Genomic DNA, 16,121 nt, shown 5'->3' with positions numbered 1-16,121 from the left:
TACGACCCCCGACCCGCGAAGAAGGTGAACCAGCATGGCTGACCCCAAGGGCTTCCTGAAGCACGGCCGCGAGGTCGCCTCCCGCCGTGACGTCGCCGAGCGCGTCCAGGACTGGAACGAGGTCTACCCCGACGGAATCGGCCGCGCGCTGCTGCCGATCATCAACACCCAGGCCGGTCGCTGCATGGACTGCGGCATCCCGTTCTGCCACCAGGGCTGCCCGCTGGGCAACATCATCCCGGAGTGGAACGACCTGGTCTGGCGTGACGACTGGGACGGCGCGATGGACCGGCTCCACGCGACCAACAACTTCCCGGAGTTCACCGGCCGCCTGTGCCCCGCACCCTGCGAGACCGCCTGCGTGCTCGGCATCAACCAGGACCCGGTGACGATCAAGAACGTCGAGGTCTCGATCATCGACCGCGCCTGGGGCTCGGGCTACGTCCGCCCCCAGCCGCCCGAGTGGCTCTCCGGCAAGACCGTGGCCGTCATCGGCTCCGGCCCCGCCGGGCTCGCCGCCGCCCAGCAGCTGACCCGGGCCGGGCACACCGTCGCGGTCTACGAGCGCGCCGACAGGATCGGCGGCCTGCTGCGCTACGGCATCCCCGAGTTCAAGATGGAGAAGAAGCACCTCGACCGGCGCCTCGACCAGATGCGCCGCGAGGGCACCGTCTTCCGCGCGGGCGTCGACGTCGGTGGCGACCTGACCGGCGACAAGCTGCTCGACCGCTACGACGCCGTGGTGCTGGCGATGGGTGCGACGGCCGCCCGAGACCTCCCGGTCCCCGGGCGCGAGCTCGCCGGGATCCACCAGGCCATGGAGTTTCTCCCGCAGGCCAACCGCGTCGCCCTCGGAGAGGCCCCGACGTCCGACGGCTCGGACCAGATCGTGGCCACGGACAAGGACGTCGTCATCATCGGCGGCGGCGACACCGGGGCCGACTGCCTCGGTACGTCGATCCGGCAGGGTGCCCGCTCCATCACGCAGCTGGAGATCATGCCGCAGCCCGGTGAGGACCGGCCCGCGGGCCAGCCGTGGCCGACGTACCCCATGACGTTCCGGGTCTCCTCCGCACACGAGGAGGGCGGCGACCGGGTGTACGCCGTGTCGACGCAGGAGTTCGTCGGCGACGACGACGGCCGGGTCGCCTCGCTCCGGCTGGTCGAGGTCGACGCGACGTTCCAGCCCGTCGAGGGCACCGAGCGCGACATCCCGGCCCAGCTGGTGCTGCTCGCAATGGGGTTCACCGGCCCCGAGCGCGCCCGTCCCGAGGGCCCCGGCCTCATCGACCAGCTCGGGGTGGACCTCGACGAGCGCGGCAACGTGCGGCGCGACGCGTCGTACGCCGCCTCCGTGCCCGGCGTCTACGTCGCCGGTGACGTGGGCCGCGGCCAGTCGCTGATCGTGTGGGCGATCGCCGAGGGACGCAGCGCGGCCGCGTCCGTCGACGCGTACCTCACCGGATCGACCACGCTGCCGTCGCCGATCAAGCCGCACGAGCGCCCGCTCGTCGTCTGATCCGCCTCCGAGCGGTGCGTGGGGCGGGTTCTCGTCGCGAGAAACCTGCCTCACGCACCGACACGGGTGGGACGGGACCTTTTTAACGATCCAATCTCCGATAGGGTGACGGACGTGCGTAGAGCAAAGATCGTCTGCACCCTGGGCCCCGCGGTGAACACCCCCGAGGGGATCCGATCCCTGGTCGAGGCCGGCATGGACGTCGCGCGGCTCAACATGAGCCACGGTGCGTATGCCGACCACGAGGCCGTCTACCGACTGGTCCGCCAGGCCTCCGACGAGAGCGGTCACGCGATCGGGATCTTCGCCGACCTCCAGGGTCCGAAGATCCGGCTCGAGACCTTCGCCGACGGGCCGGTGAAGCTCAAGAAGGGTGCGACGTTCACGATCACCACGCGTGACGTCGCGGGCACCGCGGAGATCTGCGGCACGACCTACAAGGGACTGCCGGGCGACGTGAAGGCGGGTGACCCGCTCCTCATCGACGACGGCAAGGTCCGCCTCCGGGCGACGTCGGTCACCGACACCGACGTGGTCACCGAGGTCGTCGTGCCGGGCAAGGTCTCCAACAACAAGGGCATCAACCTGCCCGGCGTCGCGGTGTCGGTCCCCGCCCTGTCCGAGAAGGACACCGAGGACCTGCGGTGGGCGCTCAAGCTGGGCGTCGACTTCATCGCCCTGAGCTTCGTGCGCCACGGCGGCGACGCCGAGGACGTACGCGCCGTGATGCGCGAGGAGGGCATCACCGTCCCCGTGATCGCCAAGATCGAGAAGCCGCAGGCCCTCGACAACATCGACGAGATCGTCGACGCCTTCGACGGCATCATGGTCGCGCGGGGCGACCTCGGCGTGGAGTGCCCGCTGGAGGACGTGCCGATCCACCAGAAGCGGATCATCGACAAGGCCCGTCGCTACGCCAAGCCCGTCATCGTCGCCACCCAGATGCTGGAGTCCATGATCACCTCGCCCGCGCCGACCCGCGCCGAGGCGAGCGACGTGGCCAATGCGGTGCTCGACGGCGCTGACGCGGTGATGTTGTCGGGCGAGACGAGCGTGGGGGAGTACCCGATCGTCGCCGTCGAGACGATGGCCCGCATCGTCCAGTCCACCGAGGTGCACGGCCTCGGCCACATGGCGGAGGTGGAGTGGCAGCCGCACACCCGCGGCGGCATCGTCGCCAAGGCGGCCGCCGAGGTCGCCGAGCGTGTCGAGGCCAAGTACGTCGTCGCCTTCACCACGAGCGGCGACTCGGCCAAGCGGCTGTCCCGCTACCGCGGCCCGATCCCCGTCCTCGCCTTCACCCCGAAGGCCCGCACCCGCTCGCAGCTCGCGCTGACGTGGGGGGTCGAGACCTTCCAGGCCGGCGAGGTGGAGCACACCGACGAGATGGTGCGCCAGGTCGACGAGGCGCTCCTCGCCATCGGACGGGTCAAGGAGGGCGACCTCGTCGTCATCATCGCCGGCAGCCCGCCCGGCATCCCGGGCTCGACCAACGCCATGCGCATCCACCGCATGGGCGACGCCATCAACGAGGTGACCCCGGCCTACCGCCGCACCCGCTGACTCAGCGCTTCGGCCCGACCGCGCGAGCGGTGGCTGAGCCACGTTCGGCGCGCCGCGAATGTCGCTGGAGCACCGACACCGATCGCGTGCCGGGTGCGGGATTCGAACCCGCACGCCCTTTCGGACAATGAGGTTTGAGCTCATAGCGTCTGCCATTCCGCCAACCCGGCTAGGTGGCCACACCGTAGCGGAACTAGCCTTGAGGTCGTGACCCAGCCCGTGGACAGCAGCACCCCCGGAGACGCCGTACGCCGTGTCGTGATCGCCGAGGACGAGGCACTCATCCGCATGGATCTCGCCGAGATGCTGGGCGAGGAGGGGTACGACGTCGTGGGCCAGGCCAGCGACGGGCAGCGGGCGATCGAGCTGGCGCGTGAGCTGCGGCCCGACCTGGTGATCCTCGACGTCAAGATGCCTGTGCTCGACGGCATCGCGGCGGCCGAGACGATCGCGGGGGAGCGCATCGCACCGGTCGTCATCCTCACCGCGTTCTCCCAGCGCGACCTGGTGGCGCGGGCGCGCGACGCCGGCGCGATGGCGTACCTGGTCAAGCCGTTCCAGCGCGGCGACCTGGTGCCGGCCATCGAGATGGCGGTGAGCCGCTACGCCGAGATCACCGTCCTCGAGCGTGAGGTCTCCGACCTCCAGGAGTCGCTGGCGACGCGCAAGTCGGTGGACCGCGCCAAGAGCGTGCTGCAGGACAAGCTCGGGCTCAGCGAGCCCGATGCGTTCCGCTGGATCCAGAAGACCGCGATGGACCTCCGGCTGTCGATGAAGCAGGTCGCCGACGGTGTCGTGGAGCACGGCGTGGCCGGGCTCGGCGACGGCGCCGGGGGACCTGCGACCCCCTCCTGACCCACGTCTCCTCAAGGTCTCGTCAAGGCCTGGAGGCACTCCGTGTTTCGCCGGTGTTTCCGGTACAGACCGGTTGGTCACGAAACGACAACGGCGGGAGACTCAAGGCCCGCAATCGTGTCCTGGGCCACATCCTGAGTGTTAGGTTCCCGCCACGAGGCTGCCGAGGTGGACAGCCCAGAGAACTACGGAGGGTCCATGATCCGCTCATCCAAGACGTGGCAGGTCGCCGCCATGGCGTCTGTTGCCGGTCTGGTGCTCAGCGCATGCGGAACGACCGACACCGATGGTGGCGGCGACGCGTCCGGCGAGGACTGCAACTTCAAGATCGGCGTGATGGGAGCTCTCTCGGGCGCCAACGCCAGCATCGTCCTCCCGTCCGTCGACGGCGCCGAGCTCGCGCTCAACCAGTGGGAGAACGACGAATGCGAGGTGACCCTCGAGAAGTTCGACACCGAGGGCGACCCCGCCAAGGCGACGCCGGTCGCGACCCAGATCGCGGGCGACGACACCTTCATCGGCGTCATCGGCGGCGCGTTCTCCGGTGAGACCCGAGCAACCAAGAGCATCTACAACGACGCCGGCGTGACCATGGTCAGCCAGTCGGCCACCGCGACCGACCTCACCCAGGAGGACCCGGTGGAGGTCTTCCACCGCCTCGTCCCCTACGACGACTACCAGGGTGCGGCGATCGCCAACTACCTCACCGACGAGGTCGGCGCGAGCAAGGTGTTCGTCGTCGACAACTCCGAGGCCTACGGCGAGCCGCTGGCCGACCGCGTCGAGGAGACCCTCGGCGACGCGATGGTCCAGCGCGACAAGACCGAGGTCGGCCAGACCGACTTCGCGCCCACCATCTCCAAGATGGAGTCCGCAGAGCCCGACGCCATCTTCTACGGCGGTTACATCGCGGAGGCGGCGCCGCTGCTCAAGCAGATCCGGGACGCCGGCATCGAGGCTCCGTTCGTCGGTGGTGACGGTCTCTACGGTGCCGACTTCGGCAACGCGGTCGGCGCGGCCGGCGAGGGCGCCGTCGTGATGTGCCCCTGCGCCCCCATCGAGGAGGACAGCACCTTCGCTGCCGACTACGAGGAGGAGTTCGGGTCCGCCCCCGGCGCCTACGCCGCCGAGGGCTACGACGCGATGAGCGTCTTCCTGGCCGCCCTCGACGACGGTGCGCGCACCCGCGAGGACGTCGAGGCGTTCGTCGACGACTACACCGGCGAGGGTCTGTCGAAGGAGATCGCGTTCGACGAGAACGGCGACGTCCCGCAGGAGAACGTCTCCTACTGGGCCTACAAGAACGAGGGTGGCACCCTCGTTCCCGAGGTCGAAGTCACGCCCTGATCCGCACGGGTTGACCATGTAGTACGACGGGGGCGGTCGGGCTTGCTTGCCTGACCGCCCCCGATCCATGGCCCGGACCGGGCCCAGACCAGGGAGGGCCCTGAGTTGGACTTCGATGCCCTGATCAGCGGGTTGGACCGTCACACACTGGACGGCATCACCCGCGGATCCATCTACGCGCTCGTCGCGCTCGGCTACACGATGGTGTACGGCGTGATGAAGCTGATCAACTTCGCCCACTCCGAGGTGTTCATGGTGGGCACCTGGGCGGTCCTCGGCGTCTACACCGTCCTCGGCGTGGGGGCCGGCGAGTCACTGGGGATCGTCATCGCGGCCACCCTCCTGGCACTCGTCGGGGCCATGGTCGCATCGGCAGGCACAGCGCTCGCGGTCGAGCGCATCGCCTACCGGCCACTTCGCAAGAAGGGCGCGCCACCCCTGATCTTCCTGATCACCGGCATCGGGTGCTCCATGGTCCTCGTGGAGCTCTTCGGCCAGGTGTTCGAGGTGTTCTTCGGCCCTCCGTTCGGCCGAGTCACGGTCAACATCCCCTCCGTTCTCGAGACGAAGGAGCTGTTCACCATCCCGGGCATCGACCTCACCATCACCAACACGCGCGTCATCATCATCGTGGGCGCCGTCTTGATGATGCTCGCGCTCGACACGTTCGTGAACAAGAGCCGCCTCGGTCGCGGCGTCCGCGCCGTCGCGCAGGACCCCGACACCGCCTCGCTCATGGGCGTCAACCAGAACCGCGTGATCATGCTGGTCTTCGTCCTCGGTGGCGCGATGGCCGGCGTGGCCGCGCTGCTCTACACGATCCAGTACGACATCACGAAGTTCGACATCGGCTTCATCATCGGTCTGAAGGCCTTCACGGCCGCGGTCCTCGGCGGCATCGGCAACCTGCGAGGTGCCCTCGTGGGCGGCCTGCTGCTCGGGATCGCCGAGGTCTATGCGTCGACCATCTGGAGCTCCGAATGGGCCAACGTGACGGCGTTCGTCGTCCTCGTCGTGGTCCTGATGTTCCGCCCGACCGGTCTGCTGGGCGAGTCGCTCGGAAAGGCACGCGCATGAACACCCCACGACGTTCTTCTCCTCCGCTTCGCTCCTCCGAACAACGCCACGGGGACCCCGCATGAGCCAGATCTTCGACACCATCCGCGGTTTCAGCATTCGCGACCGCATCGCTCAGGCTCCCAACTGGGCACGCAAGGTCGGCATGCTGCTGGTGATCGCATTCGCGTTCTACCTGCCGTTCCTCAACATCCTGCCGTTCGCCTACGTCCGCACCGACCTCACCTCGAGGGGCTCCGACTGGGCCAGCGTGCTGTTCCTGGTCGTCGTCTACATGATCGTGGCCGTCGGGCTCAACGTCGTGATCGGCTTCGCGGGACTGCTCGACCTCGGCTACGTCGGCTTCTACGCGTTGGGCGCCTACTCGATCGCCTTGTTCGGATCGCCGTCCTCGCCGGTGGTGGAGGCACTGCAGAACAGGTTCGGCCTCTCCGAGACGTGGGCCGTGCCGTTCGCGATGTGCATCCCCATCGCGATCGCGATGTCACTCATCGCCGGCGTGATCCTCGGTGCGCCCACGCTGCGCCTGCGTGGCGACTACCTCGCCATCGTCACCCTGGGCTTCGGCGAGATCATCCGCATCACCGCCCGCAACCTGGACAACGTCACCAACGGCGCGACCGGCATCACCAACGTCCCCACCCCACCCGGTCCGGAGACCGACGGCCGTGCCTTCTTCAACACCGTCGACGCCGAGCGGTGGTACTGGCTGGCGCTGACCATCCTCATCATCATCATCTGGCTGGCCTTCCGCCTCGAGCACAGCCGGGTGGGCCGGGCCTGGCTCGCCATCCGCGAGGACGAGGACGCCGCCGCGATCATGGGCGTGGCTGCCTTCAAGTTCAAGCTGTGGGCGTTCGCCATCGGCGCCTCGGTCGGTGGTCTCGCCGGCTTGCTGTTCGGCAGCAAGCAACAGTACGTCGAGCCCAACGCGTTCATGGTCAACCTGTCGTTCCTGTTCGTGGCGATGGTCGTCATCGGCGGGTCGGGCAACATCTACGGCGTGCTGCTCGGAGCGTTCCTGCTCACCTACCTGCCGGAGCGGTTCCGCGAGTTCCAGGAGTGGCGCCCGTTCGCGTTCGGCGTCGCGCTCGTCGTCGTCATGATCCTGCGTCCGCAGGGACTGGTGCCGAGCAGACGCAGGGCGCGAGAATTCGAGGACCGCAAGGTCGAGGCCGAGGAGGCTGCTGCCGATGTCTGACCAGACGATGCAGGGCGGGACGGCGAGCGTCCCCGGTGCCCAGGTGGCCCCCGACACGTCCGACCACGATGCGCTGAGCATCCACGCCGGGCCCCAGGGGGAGACCCTCCTCGAGATCGACCACGTCACGCTGCGCTTCGGCGGCGTGGTCGCGCTCAACGACGTCGACTTCTCGATCAAGCGGGGCGAGATCCTCGGCCTGATCGGCCCCAACGGTGCCGGCAAGACGACGTGCTTCAACGTCATGACCGGGGTCTACACCCCCACCTCCGGCGAGGTGCGCTTCAACGGCAAGGTGATCAGTGGCACCAAGCCGCACAAGATCAACCAGCTCGGCATCGCTCGGACCTTCCAGAACATCCGGCTCTTCCCGGAGATGTCGGCGCTCGAGAACGTGCTGGTCGGCTGCGACGCCCGCCACAAGACCAGCGTGCTGGGCGTGCTGTTCCGCGCCTACCGCGTCAGGCCGACGGAGGACCAGCTCCCGGACAACGGGTTCAAGCGCGCCTTCGCCAAGGTGTTCGGCATGAGCCGGCACGTCCTGGAGGAGCGCGGTGGACGCATCCGGGCCATGGAGCTGCTGAAGTTCGTCGGCATCGCCGACCGGGCCCACGAGCTGTCGCGCAACCTGCCCTACGGCTACCAGCGGCGCCTCGAGATCGCCCGGGCGCTGGCCACCGAGCCGGAGCTGCTCTGCCTCGACGAGCCGGCCGCCGGCTTCAACCCCGCGGAGAAAGAGGACCTCATGGACCTCATCCGCCGCATCCGCGACCTGGGCCACACGGTGCTGGTCATCGAGCACGACATGAAGCTGGTCCTCGGGGTCACCGACCGGATCATCGTCCTCGAGTTCGGCCAGAAGATCGCCGAGGGCACGCCAGACGAGGTCGCCCGCAACCCGAAGGTCATCGCCGCCTACCTGGGAGAGCCCGACGATGCTGCTTGAGATGAAAGACGCCGTCCTCAGCTACGGCAAGATCCAGGCCCTCCACGGCATCAGCGTGGAGGTCGCGGAGGGCGAGGTGGTCTCCCTCATCGGGGCCAACGGTGCCGGCAAGACGTCGACGATGCGTGCGCTGTCCGGCGTACGAGGGCTGCACTCGGGGTCGGTCGTCTTCAACGGCGAGGACGTCACCAGGCTCCGCGCCGACCAGCGCCTGCGCAAGGGGCTCGTGCTGTGCCCCGAGGGTCGGGGGATCTTCCCCGGCATGACGGTCACCGAGAACCTCAACATGGGCGCCTACACCCGCAAGGACAAGGACGCCCTCGACGAGGACTACGACCGCGTCTTCGACCTCTTCCCCCGCCTCCTCGAGCGCAAGAAGCAGGTCGCGGGCACCATGTCCGGCGGCGAGCAGCAGATGCTGGCCATCGGGCGCGCGCTCATGTCGCGACCCAAGCTGCTGATGCTCGACGAGCCGTCGATGGGCCTGGCGCCCATGCTGATCCAGCAGATCTTCGACATCATCACCGAGATCTCCCAGCAGGGCACCACGATCCTCGTCGTCGAGCAGAACGCCAAGCAGGCGCTCACCCGCAGCGACCGCGCCTACGTGCTGGAGACCGGCAAGATCGTCAAGACCGGCACGGGCACGGAGCTCCTCGACGATCCCTCGGTGCGTGAGGCCTACCTCGGCGTAGCCTGATCCCGGCAACGGGGATAGGGTCTGTCCCGGCGTGGTGCCGCGAGAGGGCGGCTGGGGGCCACGGTGGGATGCTCGAGGAAGTGGTGGGTCGATGAGTCGGACGCCGGTGACCGTACGCGTGGCCGAGGCCACGGACGTCCCCTCCCTGCGTGAGCTGTGGAGTGACATCCTGCGCCGGGGTGCGCTCGACGAGCAGCTCGCCGACGTGGCCGGGATCGTGGCCACCGCCGACTCCCGCGACGACCAGTGCGTCGTCGTGGCCGAGGTCGACGGCGAGGTCGCCGGTGCGGTCTACCTCGAGGCGACGACCTTCACCCCCCTCAACCTGGAGCCGGCCGTCCTCGCGGTCTCACCGCACGTGTTCACCCGGTTCCGCCGCAAGGGCGTGGGCAGCGCGCTGATGGAGGCGGCCTGCCGCTTCGCCGACCAGCACGGCATCGGCCACGTCCAGACGGCCGCGGCCGCTGAGGCGCGTGACGCCAACCGGTTCATGGCGCGACTGTCGTTCACGCCGCAGGCGACGCTGCGCGCGGCCACCACCAGTGCCGTACGCGCCCGCCTGCCGCAGTCGCGCCAGGTGACCCAGGCGGCGACGAGCCGGCAGCGGATCGACCGCGTGCTGGCCGCCCGCCGGATCCGCCGCGAGCGCGTCCCGGGCTGAGACCGACGACGCCGGTCGCCCGTCAGGCGGTCGGAGCGTCCAGCAGCGCGCAGGTGATGCGCGAGGTGCACACGCGCCGGCCCTGCTCGTCGGTGATGACGATGTCGTACGACGTCGAGGACCGGCCGAGGTGGATGGCCGTCGCGACGCCGGTGACGGTGCCCGAGGTGGCCGCGCGGTGGTGGGTGGCGTTGATGTCCACCCCGACGGCGATCTTGGCGGGGTAGGCGTGGATGGCGGACCCGATCGAGCCGAGGGTCTCGGCGAGCACGACCGACGCCCCGCCGTGCAGGAGGCCGAAGGGCTGCGTGTTGCCCTCCACCGGCATGGTCGCCACGACCCGCTCGGCAGCCACCTCGACGAGCTGGACGCCCATCTTGTCGTTGAGCCTGCCGTTGCCCTGGGGGAGGAACGCGACCAGCTCCTCGACGCTCATCCCGGCCAGAGTCTGTGGAGTCGTCATGGCGCCCATTCTGCTGTCGGTCGTGACGGATAGAGTCGGCGGGTGCCTGAGACGAGCGAGACGCCCCGCCCCCGCCTCCTGCTGCTGGACGGCCACTCACTGGCCTACCGGGCGTTCTTCGCGCTGCCGGTGGAGAACTTCGCGACCGCCTCCGGGCAGCACACCAACGCGGTCTACGGCTTCACCTCGATGCTCGTCAACGTGCTGCGCGACGAGGTGCCCACCCACGTGGCCGTGGCGTTCGACAAGTCGCGCCAGACCTTCCGCCTGGAGGAATACAGCGACTACAAGGCCAAGCGCAACAAGACCCCCGACGAGTTCAGCAGCCAGCTGCCGTTGATCCGACGCGTCCTCGACGCGCTGCACATCCAGCACCTGTCGATGGACGGCTACGAGGCCGACGACATCATCGCCACGCTCGTGACCGAGGCGCTCGCCGACGGGATGGAGGTGCTGATCCTCACCGGAGACCGCGACTCGATCCAGCTCGTCACCGATTCCTCCACCGTGCTCTACCCCATGCAGGGGGTGAGCAACCTGGCCCGGATGACCCCGGCCTACGTCGAGGACAAGTACGGCGTCCCGCCGCACCGCTACCCCGAGCTCGCGGCCATCGTGGGGGAGACCTCCGACAACCTCCCCGGCGTCCCCGGCGTGGGTCCGGGCTTCGCGGCGCGGTGGATCAACCAGTACGACGGCCTCGACAACGTGATCGCCCATGCCGACGAGATCACCGGCAAGAAGGGCGAGGCGCTGCGCGCCCACCTCGGCGACGTCATCCGCAACCGTCGGCTCAACGCGCTCGTGCGCGACCTGACCCTGCCGGTGCGCCCCGAGGGGATGGCCCGCCAGCAGTGGGACCGCACCGCCGGCCTCGAGCTCCTCGACGAGCTGGAGTTCCGCGGTGAGCTGCGCACCCGGCTGCTCGACACGATCGACCCCGACCCGGGCGACGCGGTCGAGGCCGAGTCCGGCTTCGAGCTCGACGGTCGCCGCCTGGGTGCCGGTGAGGCCGCCGCCTGGCTCGAGGAGCACGCGCCCGTCGGCACGCGGGTGGGGGTGTCCGTGCAGGGCAGCTGGCGCGCCGGCACGGGCGAGGTCGTCTCGCTCGCCGTGGCGACGCGCGAGGGCGACGCCGCCTGGGTCGACGTGACCGACATCAGCACCGACGACGACGCGGCCGTCGCGGCGTGGCTGGCCGACCCGGAGCGTCCCAAGGCGATCCACGATGCCAAGGGGCCGAGCCTGGCCCTCGCCGCGCGCGGGTGGGGGCTCGCCGGTCTCGAGGTCGACACCGCCCTCGCGGCCTACCTCGTCCAGCCCGACCAGCGCTCCTACGACCTCGCCGACCTGACCCTGCGCTACCTCAAGCGCGAGCTGCGCCAGGACACGGTCGACGCCGACCAGCTCAGCTTCGACGCGATGGACGACACGACGGCCAGCGACACCGCGATGCTGACCGCGCGGGCGGTCCTCGACCTCGCGGACGCGCTCGACGACGCGGTCGAGGAGCACGGCGGCACCCGCCTCCTGCGCGAGGTCGAGCTCCCGCTCATCGCGACCCTCGCGCGCATGGAGCAGGTGGGCATCGCCGTCGACATCGACTACCTCGAGGGCCTGGAGTCCGAGTTCGGCGACCAGGTGCGTGCTGCGGCGACCGACGCCTACGACGTGATCGGCAAGGAGATCAACCTCGGCTCTCCCAAGCAGCTGCAGGTGGTGCTCTTCGACGAGCTCGACATGCCCAAGACCAAGCGCACCAAGACCGGTTACACCACCGACGCCGACGCGCTGCAGCAGCTCTTCGAGAAGACCGAGCACCCCTTCCTGCAGCACCTGCTCCGCCACCGCGACGTGATTCGGCTCCGCCAGACCGTCGAGGGCCTGCTCAAGACCGTCGCCTCCGACGGCCGCATCCACACCACCTACAACCAGATCATCGCGGCGACGGGCCGGCTCTCGAGCACCGACCCGAACCTGCAGAACATCCCGATCCGCACCGAGGCCGGTCGCCGCATCCGCGAGGGCTTCGTGGTCGGCGAGGCCGGCGAGTCGCTGATGACCGCCGACTACAGCCAGGTCGAGATGCGGATCATGGCGCACCTTTCCGAGGATGCGCTGCTCATCGAGGCGTTCCGCTCCGGCCAGGACTTCCACTCCATCACCGCCGCCCGCGTGTTCGGCGTCGCCGCCGAGGACGTCAGCGTCGAGCAGCGCGCCAAGATCAAGGCGATGAACTACGGCCTCGCCTACGGCCTGTCCGCGTTCGGCCTCTCCCAGCAGCTGCGCATCTCCACCTCGGAGGCCAAGGGCCTCATGGACGAGTACTTCGAGACCTTCGGCGGCGTGCGCGACTACCTCGGCGGCATCGTCGACGAGGCCCGGCGCTCGGGATTCACCGAGACCATCCTGGGCCGCCGCCGCTACCTCCCCGACCTCACCAGCGACAACCGCCAGCGCCGCGAGACCGCGGAGCGGATGGCGCTCAATGCACCGATCCAGGGCTCGGCCGCCGACCTCGTCAAGGTCGCCATGCTCGGCGTCGAGCAGGCGCTGGCCGAGCAGGGGCTGCGCTCGCGCATGCTGCTCCAGGTCCACGACGAGCTCGTCCTCGAGGTGGCGCCGGGGGAGGAGGAAGCGCTCGCCGCGCTCGTCCGCGCCGAGATGGGCGGTGCCGCCGACCTCGCCGTGCCGCTCGACGTCTCCATCGGCACCGGGCGGAGCTGGCACGACGCCGCTCACTGAACGGTTGAGCGCTCCTTCAGCTTGACGAAGCTGATGGGGAGCAGCACCACGAGGAGCGCGAGATCGACGGTGAGCACGACGGCGAGGAGCTCGCCGACGGTGGAGACCATGGTCGTGGCCAGGGCGACGACCACTCCCAGCGCCACCCAGATCAGCGCCATCGACACCGTGCCCTGGCGGGCGAGCACCGAGTAGACCAGCAGGTGCAGGAGCGACATGCACGTGCCCAGCACGGCGAAGACCCAGAGCAGGCCGCTCACCTCGTCGTACTCCTGACCGCCGGCGAACACGAGCACGAGGTCGGGGAACAGGGCTGTCGCGAGCACGCACGCCCCGCCCAGCCCGCCGACGACCAGCAGGCTGCCGGACAGCGCGCGTGACGAGTTGCGGCCCGTCGACATCGACGGGAACGCGACGACGACGACGAACTGGGGAAGGAACATCACGGCGCGGGAGACGATGAGGCCGGCGGCGTAGAGGCCCGAGTCGTGCGAGTCCAGCACCGAACGGCCGACGAGCATGTCGATGTTGGTCAGCGCCAGGTAGGCGAACAGCGCCTGCGAGTTGAGGACGGCTTCCCTGATGACGGGGAGCAGTCCGTGACGCGCGTGGACGTCACCGGCCTCGCGGGCGTGCCGCAGGACGACGAGGCCGTAGAGGAACGGTGCGTAGAAGCCCAGCGCGACCCCCAGGAACGCCATGAACTCCGTGGGCCGCCAGAGGATCAGTGCGAGACCGATGACGAGCCGGGGGACTCCCGAGAGCACGTACATGGTCGCGAGCTCGCGCCAGCGCCTCTCGCCCTGCAGGATGCCCATCTGCGCACCCGCCATCGTCATCGGCACGGCCGCGACGGCGGCCAGCGCGGCCGTCGGCATGCTGTCCAGGTCGAGCAGGTGGTTGACGAGCGGGGCACCGAGGAGCAGCACGGCGCCCAGTGCCAGCGACGCGCGTGACGCCAAGCGCAGGATCTCGCGCTCGATCTGACCGACGTGAGCGGGGTCGGCACTGATGCGTCGCGCGGCGGTCGCCTGGAGCCCGAGCATGACGACGCTGAGGATCATCACGAGGTTCATCAGCGCGAAGAAGGCGCCGTAGGGGACGGGACCGATGATCCGGGCCGCTGCCATCGTGAACCCGTAGGTGGCGACGTTCATGAGCATCATTGCGACCGCGATCTGCCCACTCCCGGCCAGCAGGCCGCGGGGTCCCCCACGAGGACCGGCCAGGTCGCGCGACCGGTCGTGGGGTCGTGTGGGCATGCGGCACACCCTAAGGTGTCCCACCGTGGGACCACGGGTCGATGGGGCGACACCACGCATGCGTGGGCTGCTGTTGCCGACGGTCTGGGCAACCGTCCTCGCGGTGCTGCTGCTCGGCGGCGCGCTCGGTCCCGGCTACGTCCTGAGCTACGACATGGTGTGGGTGCCGGACCTCCGCCTCGGCGCGGATGCCCTCGGGCTCGGCACCGCGCTCCCGAGAGCCGTCCCCTCCGATGCCGTGGTGGCCGTCCTCGACGAGGCGCTCGGGGGCATGCTCCTGCAGAAGCTGGTGCTGGTGGTGCCGCTGGTGGCAGCAGGTTCGGGCGCGGCCGCCCTGGTCGGCCCCGGCGTCGTGGCACGTCTGGTGGCGACGTCGGTCGCTGTATGGAACCCGTTCGTGGTGGAGCGGCTGGCCATCGGACACTGGCCGGTGCTGGTGGGCTACGGAGTCCTGCCGTGGGTGCTGCTGGCGGGCGCCGAGTGGCGCCGGTCAGGCGTGCTCCCGGCGAGGCTCCCGGTCCTCCTGATCCTCGGAAGCCTGAGCGCGTCGACCGGGATCGTCACGGCGATCGCCGCGTGCGCGGCTGCCGCGCAACGGGGTCGTCGTCGCTGGCTCGCCCTGGCGGGGATGCTCGTGCTGGCCAACCTGCCCTGGCTGGCCTCCGGGCTGCTCCACGCCGGCAGCGCGACATCGAGCGCCGACGGCGCGGACGTCTTCGCGCCGAGCGGCGGGGGGCTCCTCCCGGGACCGCTGGCCTTCCTGTCGCTCGGCGGGACCTGGAACGCCCAGGTGGTGCTCCCATCGCGGTCCGGCGCGCTGGGCGTCGTCATGACGGTCGTCCTGGCGGTGCTCGCGGTGCTGGCCGTCCGCCGGGGGTGGTCGCAGGTACCGGCCGGGCTGCGGCGCCCGCTGGTGGCGTGCTGGGTCGTGGGTCTGAGCCTGACCGTGGCGACCTGGGCGCTGCCGGGTGTCACGGGGTGGCTGGCCAGCACGGTTCCGGGAGCGGGGCTTCTCCGGGACGGCTCCCGCATGCTCGCCCTGGCGGCGCCGCTGACCGCCGTGCTGGCGGGGCGCGGCGCCGAGGTCCTGGTGCACGCGCTCCCGGACGCGTTCTCCCGCGCCATGATCGCGATGGCCTGCGTCCTGTTCCCGGTCGCGCTCCTGCCGGACGCGGCGCTCGGTCTCTCCGGACGCGTGGCGGCCGTGGACTACCCGGAGCCGTACGCAGACCTGGCCGCTGAGCTCCGGTCGCTCCCGCAGGGCGATGTCGTCCTGCTGCCTTTCCAGAGCTATCGCGCCCCGTCCTGGAACAACGACGGTCGGCCGGTGCTGGCGCCGCTCGGCCGCTACCTGTCCCGCCGCGTCGTCGTCGAGGACCGGCTGGTCGTCGACGGTCGTCCGCTCGCCGGGGAGGACCCGAGGGCCGCTGACGTACGACGCGCCCTGGAGGCACCGGACGAACGCCAGCGGGCTGCCGGGCTGCGCGATGCGGGCATCCGGTATGTCCTCGCCGAGCAGCTCCCGGACGTGGACGTGCCTGACGTCGAGGGCGACGTCGTCCGGCAGCTCGCCGGGTTGATCCTGATCGACCTCGGGCCCGCGGCGCCGGAGCCCCGCGCGCCTGCCGCGTGGATGGCCGTGATGTCACTGGCGTGGGGCGGCTGGATCGGCCTCGCGGTCATCGCCTTCGTGCAGTGGATGCGGGATCGTCGCCGGCGGGCGACGCGATAGTTGCGCAGAACTGGCTACTGGCTGGTACCTTGCAGGCATCGCCTAGGAGG

General features: G+C 69.9%; 13 protein-coding genes and 1 tRNA gene. 11 read left to right on the top strand and 3 right to left on the bottom strand.

Features of this window, described 5'->3' with window-relative positions; all coding sequences use genetic code 11:
- Positions 1–34 precede the first annotated feature (34 nt).
- A complete protein-coding gene (locus Q1B24_RS14280) occupies positions 35–1,519 on the top strand; it encodes a glutamate synthase subunit beta (protein WP_299929866.1) in 1,485 nt (494 codons plus the stop codon).
- A gap of 114 nt (positions 1,520–1,633) precedes the next feature.
- Entirely contained in the window at positions 1,634–3,082 is a 1,449-nt protein-coding gene (gene pyk, locus Q1B24_RS14275) for a pyruvate kinase (protein ID WP_299929865.1), read from the top strand.
- An 87-nt stretch (positions 3,083–3,169) separates the two neighbouring features.
- On the opposite strand, the gene Q1B24_RS14270 is transcribed toward pyk, so the two are convergent.
- Positions 3,170–3,252 (bottom strand) — tRNA-Leu (locus Q1B24_RS14270).
- A 37-nt stretch (positions 3,253–3,289) separates the two neighbouring features.
- On the opposite strand from Q1B24_RS14270, the gene Q1B24_RS14265 reads away from it, so the two are divergent.
- The 7 genes from Q1B24_RS14265 (at position 3,290) to Q1B24_RS14235 (ending at position 9,869) form a co-directional block, all read left to right on the top strand.
- Positions 3,290–3,937 carry a response regulator gene (locus tag Q1B24_RS14265; RefSeq protein ID WP_299929862.1) on the top strand — a complete coding sequence of 216 codons (648 nt, stop codon included), beginning with the start codon at positions 3,290–3,292 and terminating at the stop codon, positions 3,935–3,937.
- 198 nt (positions 3,938–4,135) lie between these two features.
- Positions 4,136–5,284, top strand: a complete 1,149-nt coding sequence (locus Q1B24_RS14260) for a branched-chain amino acid ABC transporter substrate-binding protein (protein ID WP_299929859.1) — start codon at positions 4,136–4,138, stop codon at positions 5,282–5,284.
- 105 nt (positions 5,285–5,389) lie between these two features.
- A complete protein-coding gene (locus Q1B24_RS14255) occupies positions 5,390–6,361 on the top strand; it encodes a branched-chain amino acid ABC transporter permease (RefSeq protein WP_299929857.1) in 972 nt (323 codons plus the stop codon).
- A 61-nt stretch (positions 6,362–6,422) separates the two neighbouring features.
- The gene (locus tag Q1B24_RS14250; RefSeq protein ID WP_299929855.1) at positions 6,423–7,562 is read left to right on the top strand and encodes a branched-chain amino acid ABC transporter permease; all 1,140 of its coding nucleotides are present in this window, start codon (positions 6,423–6,425) and stop codon (positions 7,560–7,562) included.
- The gene (locus Q1B24_RS14245) at positions 7,555–8,508 is read left to right on the top strand and encodes an ABC transporter ATP-binding protein (protein ID WP_299929853.1); all 954 of its coding nucleotides are present in this window, start codon (positions 7,555–7,557) and stop codon (positions 8,506–8,508) included. The genes Q1B24_RS14250 and Q1B24_RS14245 overlap by 8 nt, the downstream gene beginning before the upstream one ends.
- Positions 8,501–9,208, top strand: coding sequence for an ABC transporter ATP-binding protein (locus Q1B24_RS14240; RefSeq protein WP_366916511.1), 708 nt, complete (start codon positions 8,501–8,503; stop codon positions 9,206–9,208). Before Q1B24_RS14245 ends, Q1B24_RS14240 begins: the two co-directional genes overlap by 8 nt.
- A 91-nt stretch (positions 9,209–9,299) precedes the next feature.
- Positions 9,300–9,869: a GNAT family N-acetyltransferase gene (locus Q1B24_RS14235; RefSeq protein WP_299929847.1), complete on the top strand. Its 570-nt coding sequence runs from the start codon at positions 9,300–9,302 to the stop codon at positions 9,867–9,869.
- Positions 9,870–9,891: 22 nt separating this feature from the next.
- Here the strand turns inward: Q1B24_RS14235 and Q1B24_RS14230 are convergent, their stop codons facing one another.
- Positions 9,892–10,332, bottom strand: a complete 441-nt coding sequence (locus tag Q1B24_RS14230) for a hotdog fold thioesterase (protein WP_299929844.1) — start codon at positions 10,330–10,332, stop codon at positions 9,892–9,894.
- 42 nt (positions 10,333–10,374) lie between these two features.
- On the opposite strand from Q1B24_RS14230, the gene polA reads away from it, so the two are divergent.
- The gene (gene polA, locus Q1B24_RS14225; protein ID WP_299929842.1) at positions 10,375–13,077 is read left to right on the top strand and encodes a DNA polymerase I; all 2,703 of its coding nucleotides are present in this window, start codon (positions 10,375–10,377) and stop codon (positions 13,075–13,077) included.
- Here the strand turns inward: polA and Q1B24_RS14220 are convergent.
- Complete coding sequence (locus tag Q1B24_RS14220) at positions 13,071–14,339, bottom strand: polysaccharide biosynthesis protein (protein WP_299929839.1); 1,269 nt, start codon at positions 14,337–14,339, stop codon at positions 13,071–13,073. The genes polA and Q1B24_RS14220 overlap by 7 nt on opposite strands.
- Before the next feature lie 58 nt (positions 14,340–14,397).
- Between Q1B24_RS14220 and Q1B24_RS14215 the strand changes: the two genes are divergently transcribed.
- Positions 14,398–16,071 (top strand): hypothetical protein, encoded by a 1,674-nt coding sequence (locus Q1B24_RS14215; RefSeq protein ID WP_299929836.1) that lies wholly within the window; start codon positions 14,398–14,400, stop codon positions 16,069–16,071.
- Positions 16,072–16,121: the final 50 nt, after the last annotated feature.

Source organism: uncultured Nocardioides sp., assembly GCF_947488025.1.
GTDB lineage: Bacteria > Actinomycetota > Actinomycetes > Propionibacteriales > Nocardioidaceae > Nocardioides.
The sequence above is the reverse complement of the archived record's forward strand: the minus strand, read 5'-3'. Positions and strand labels throughout refer to the sequence as shown.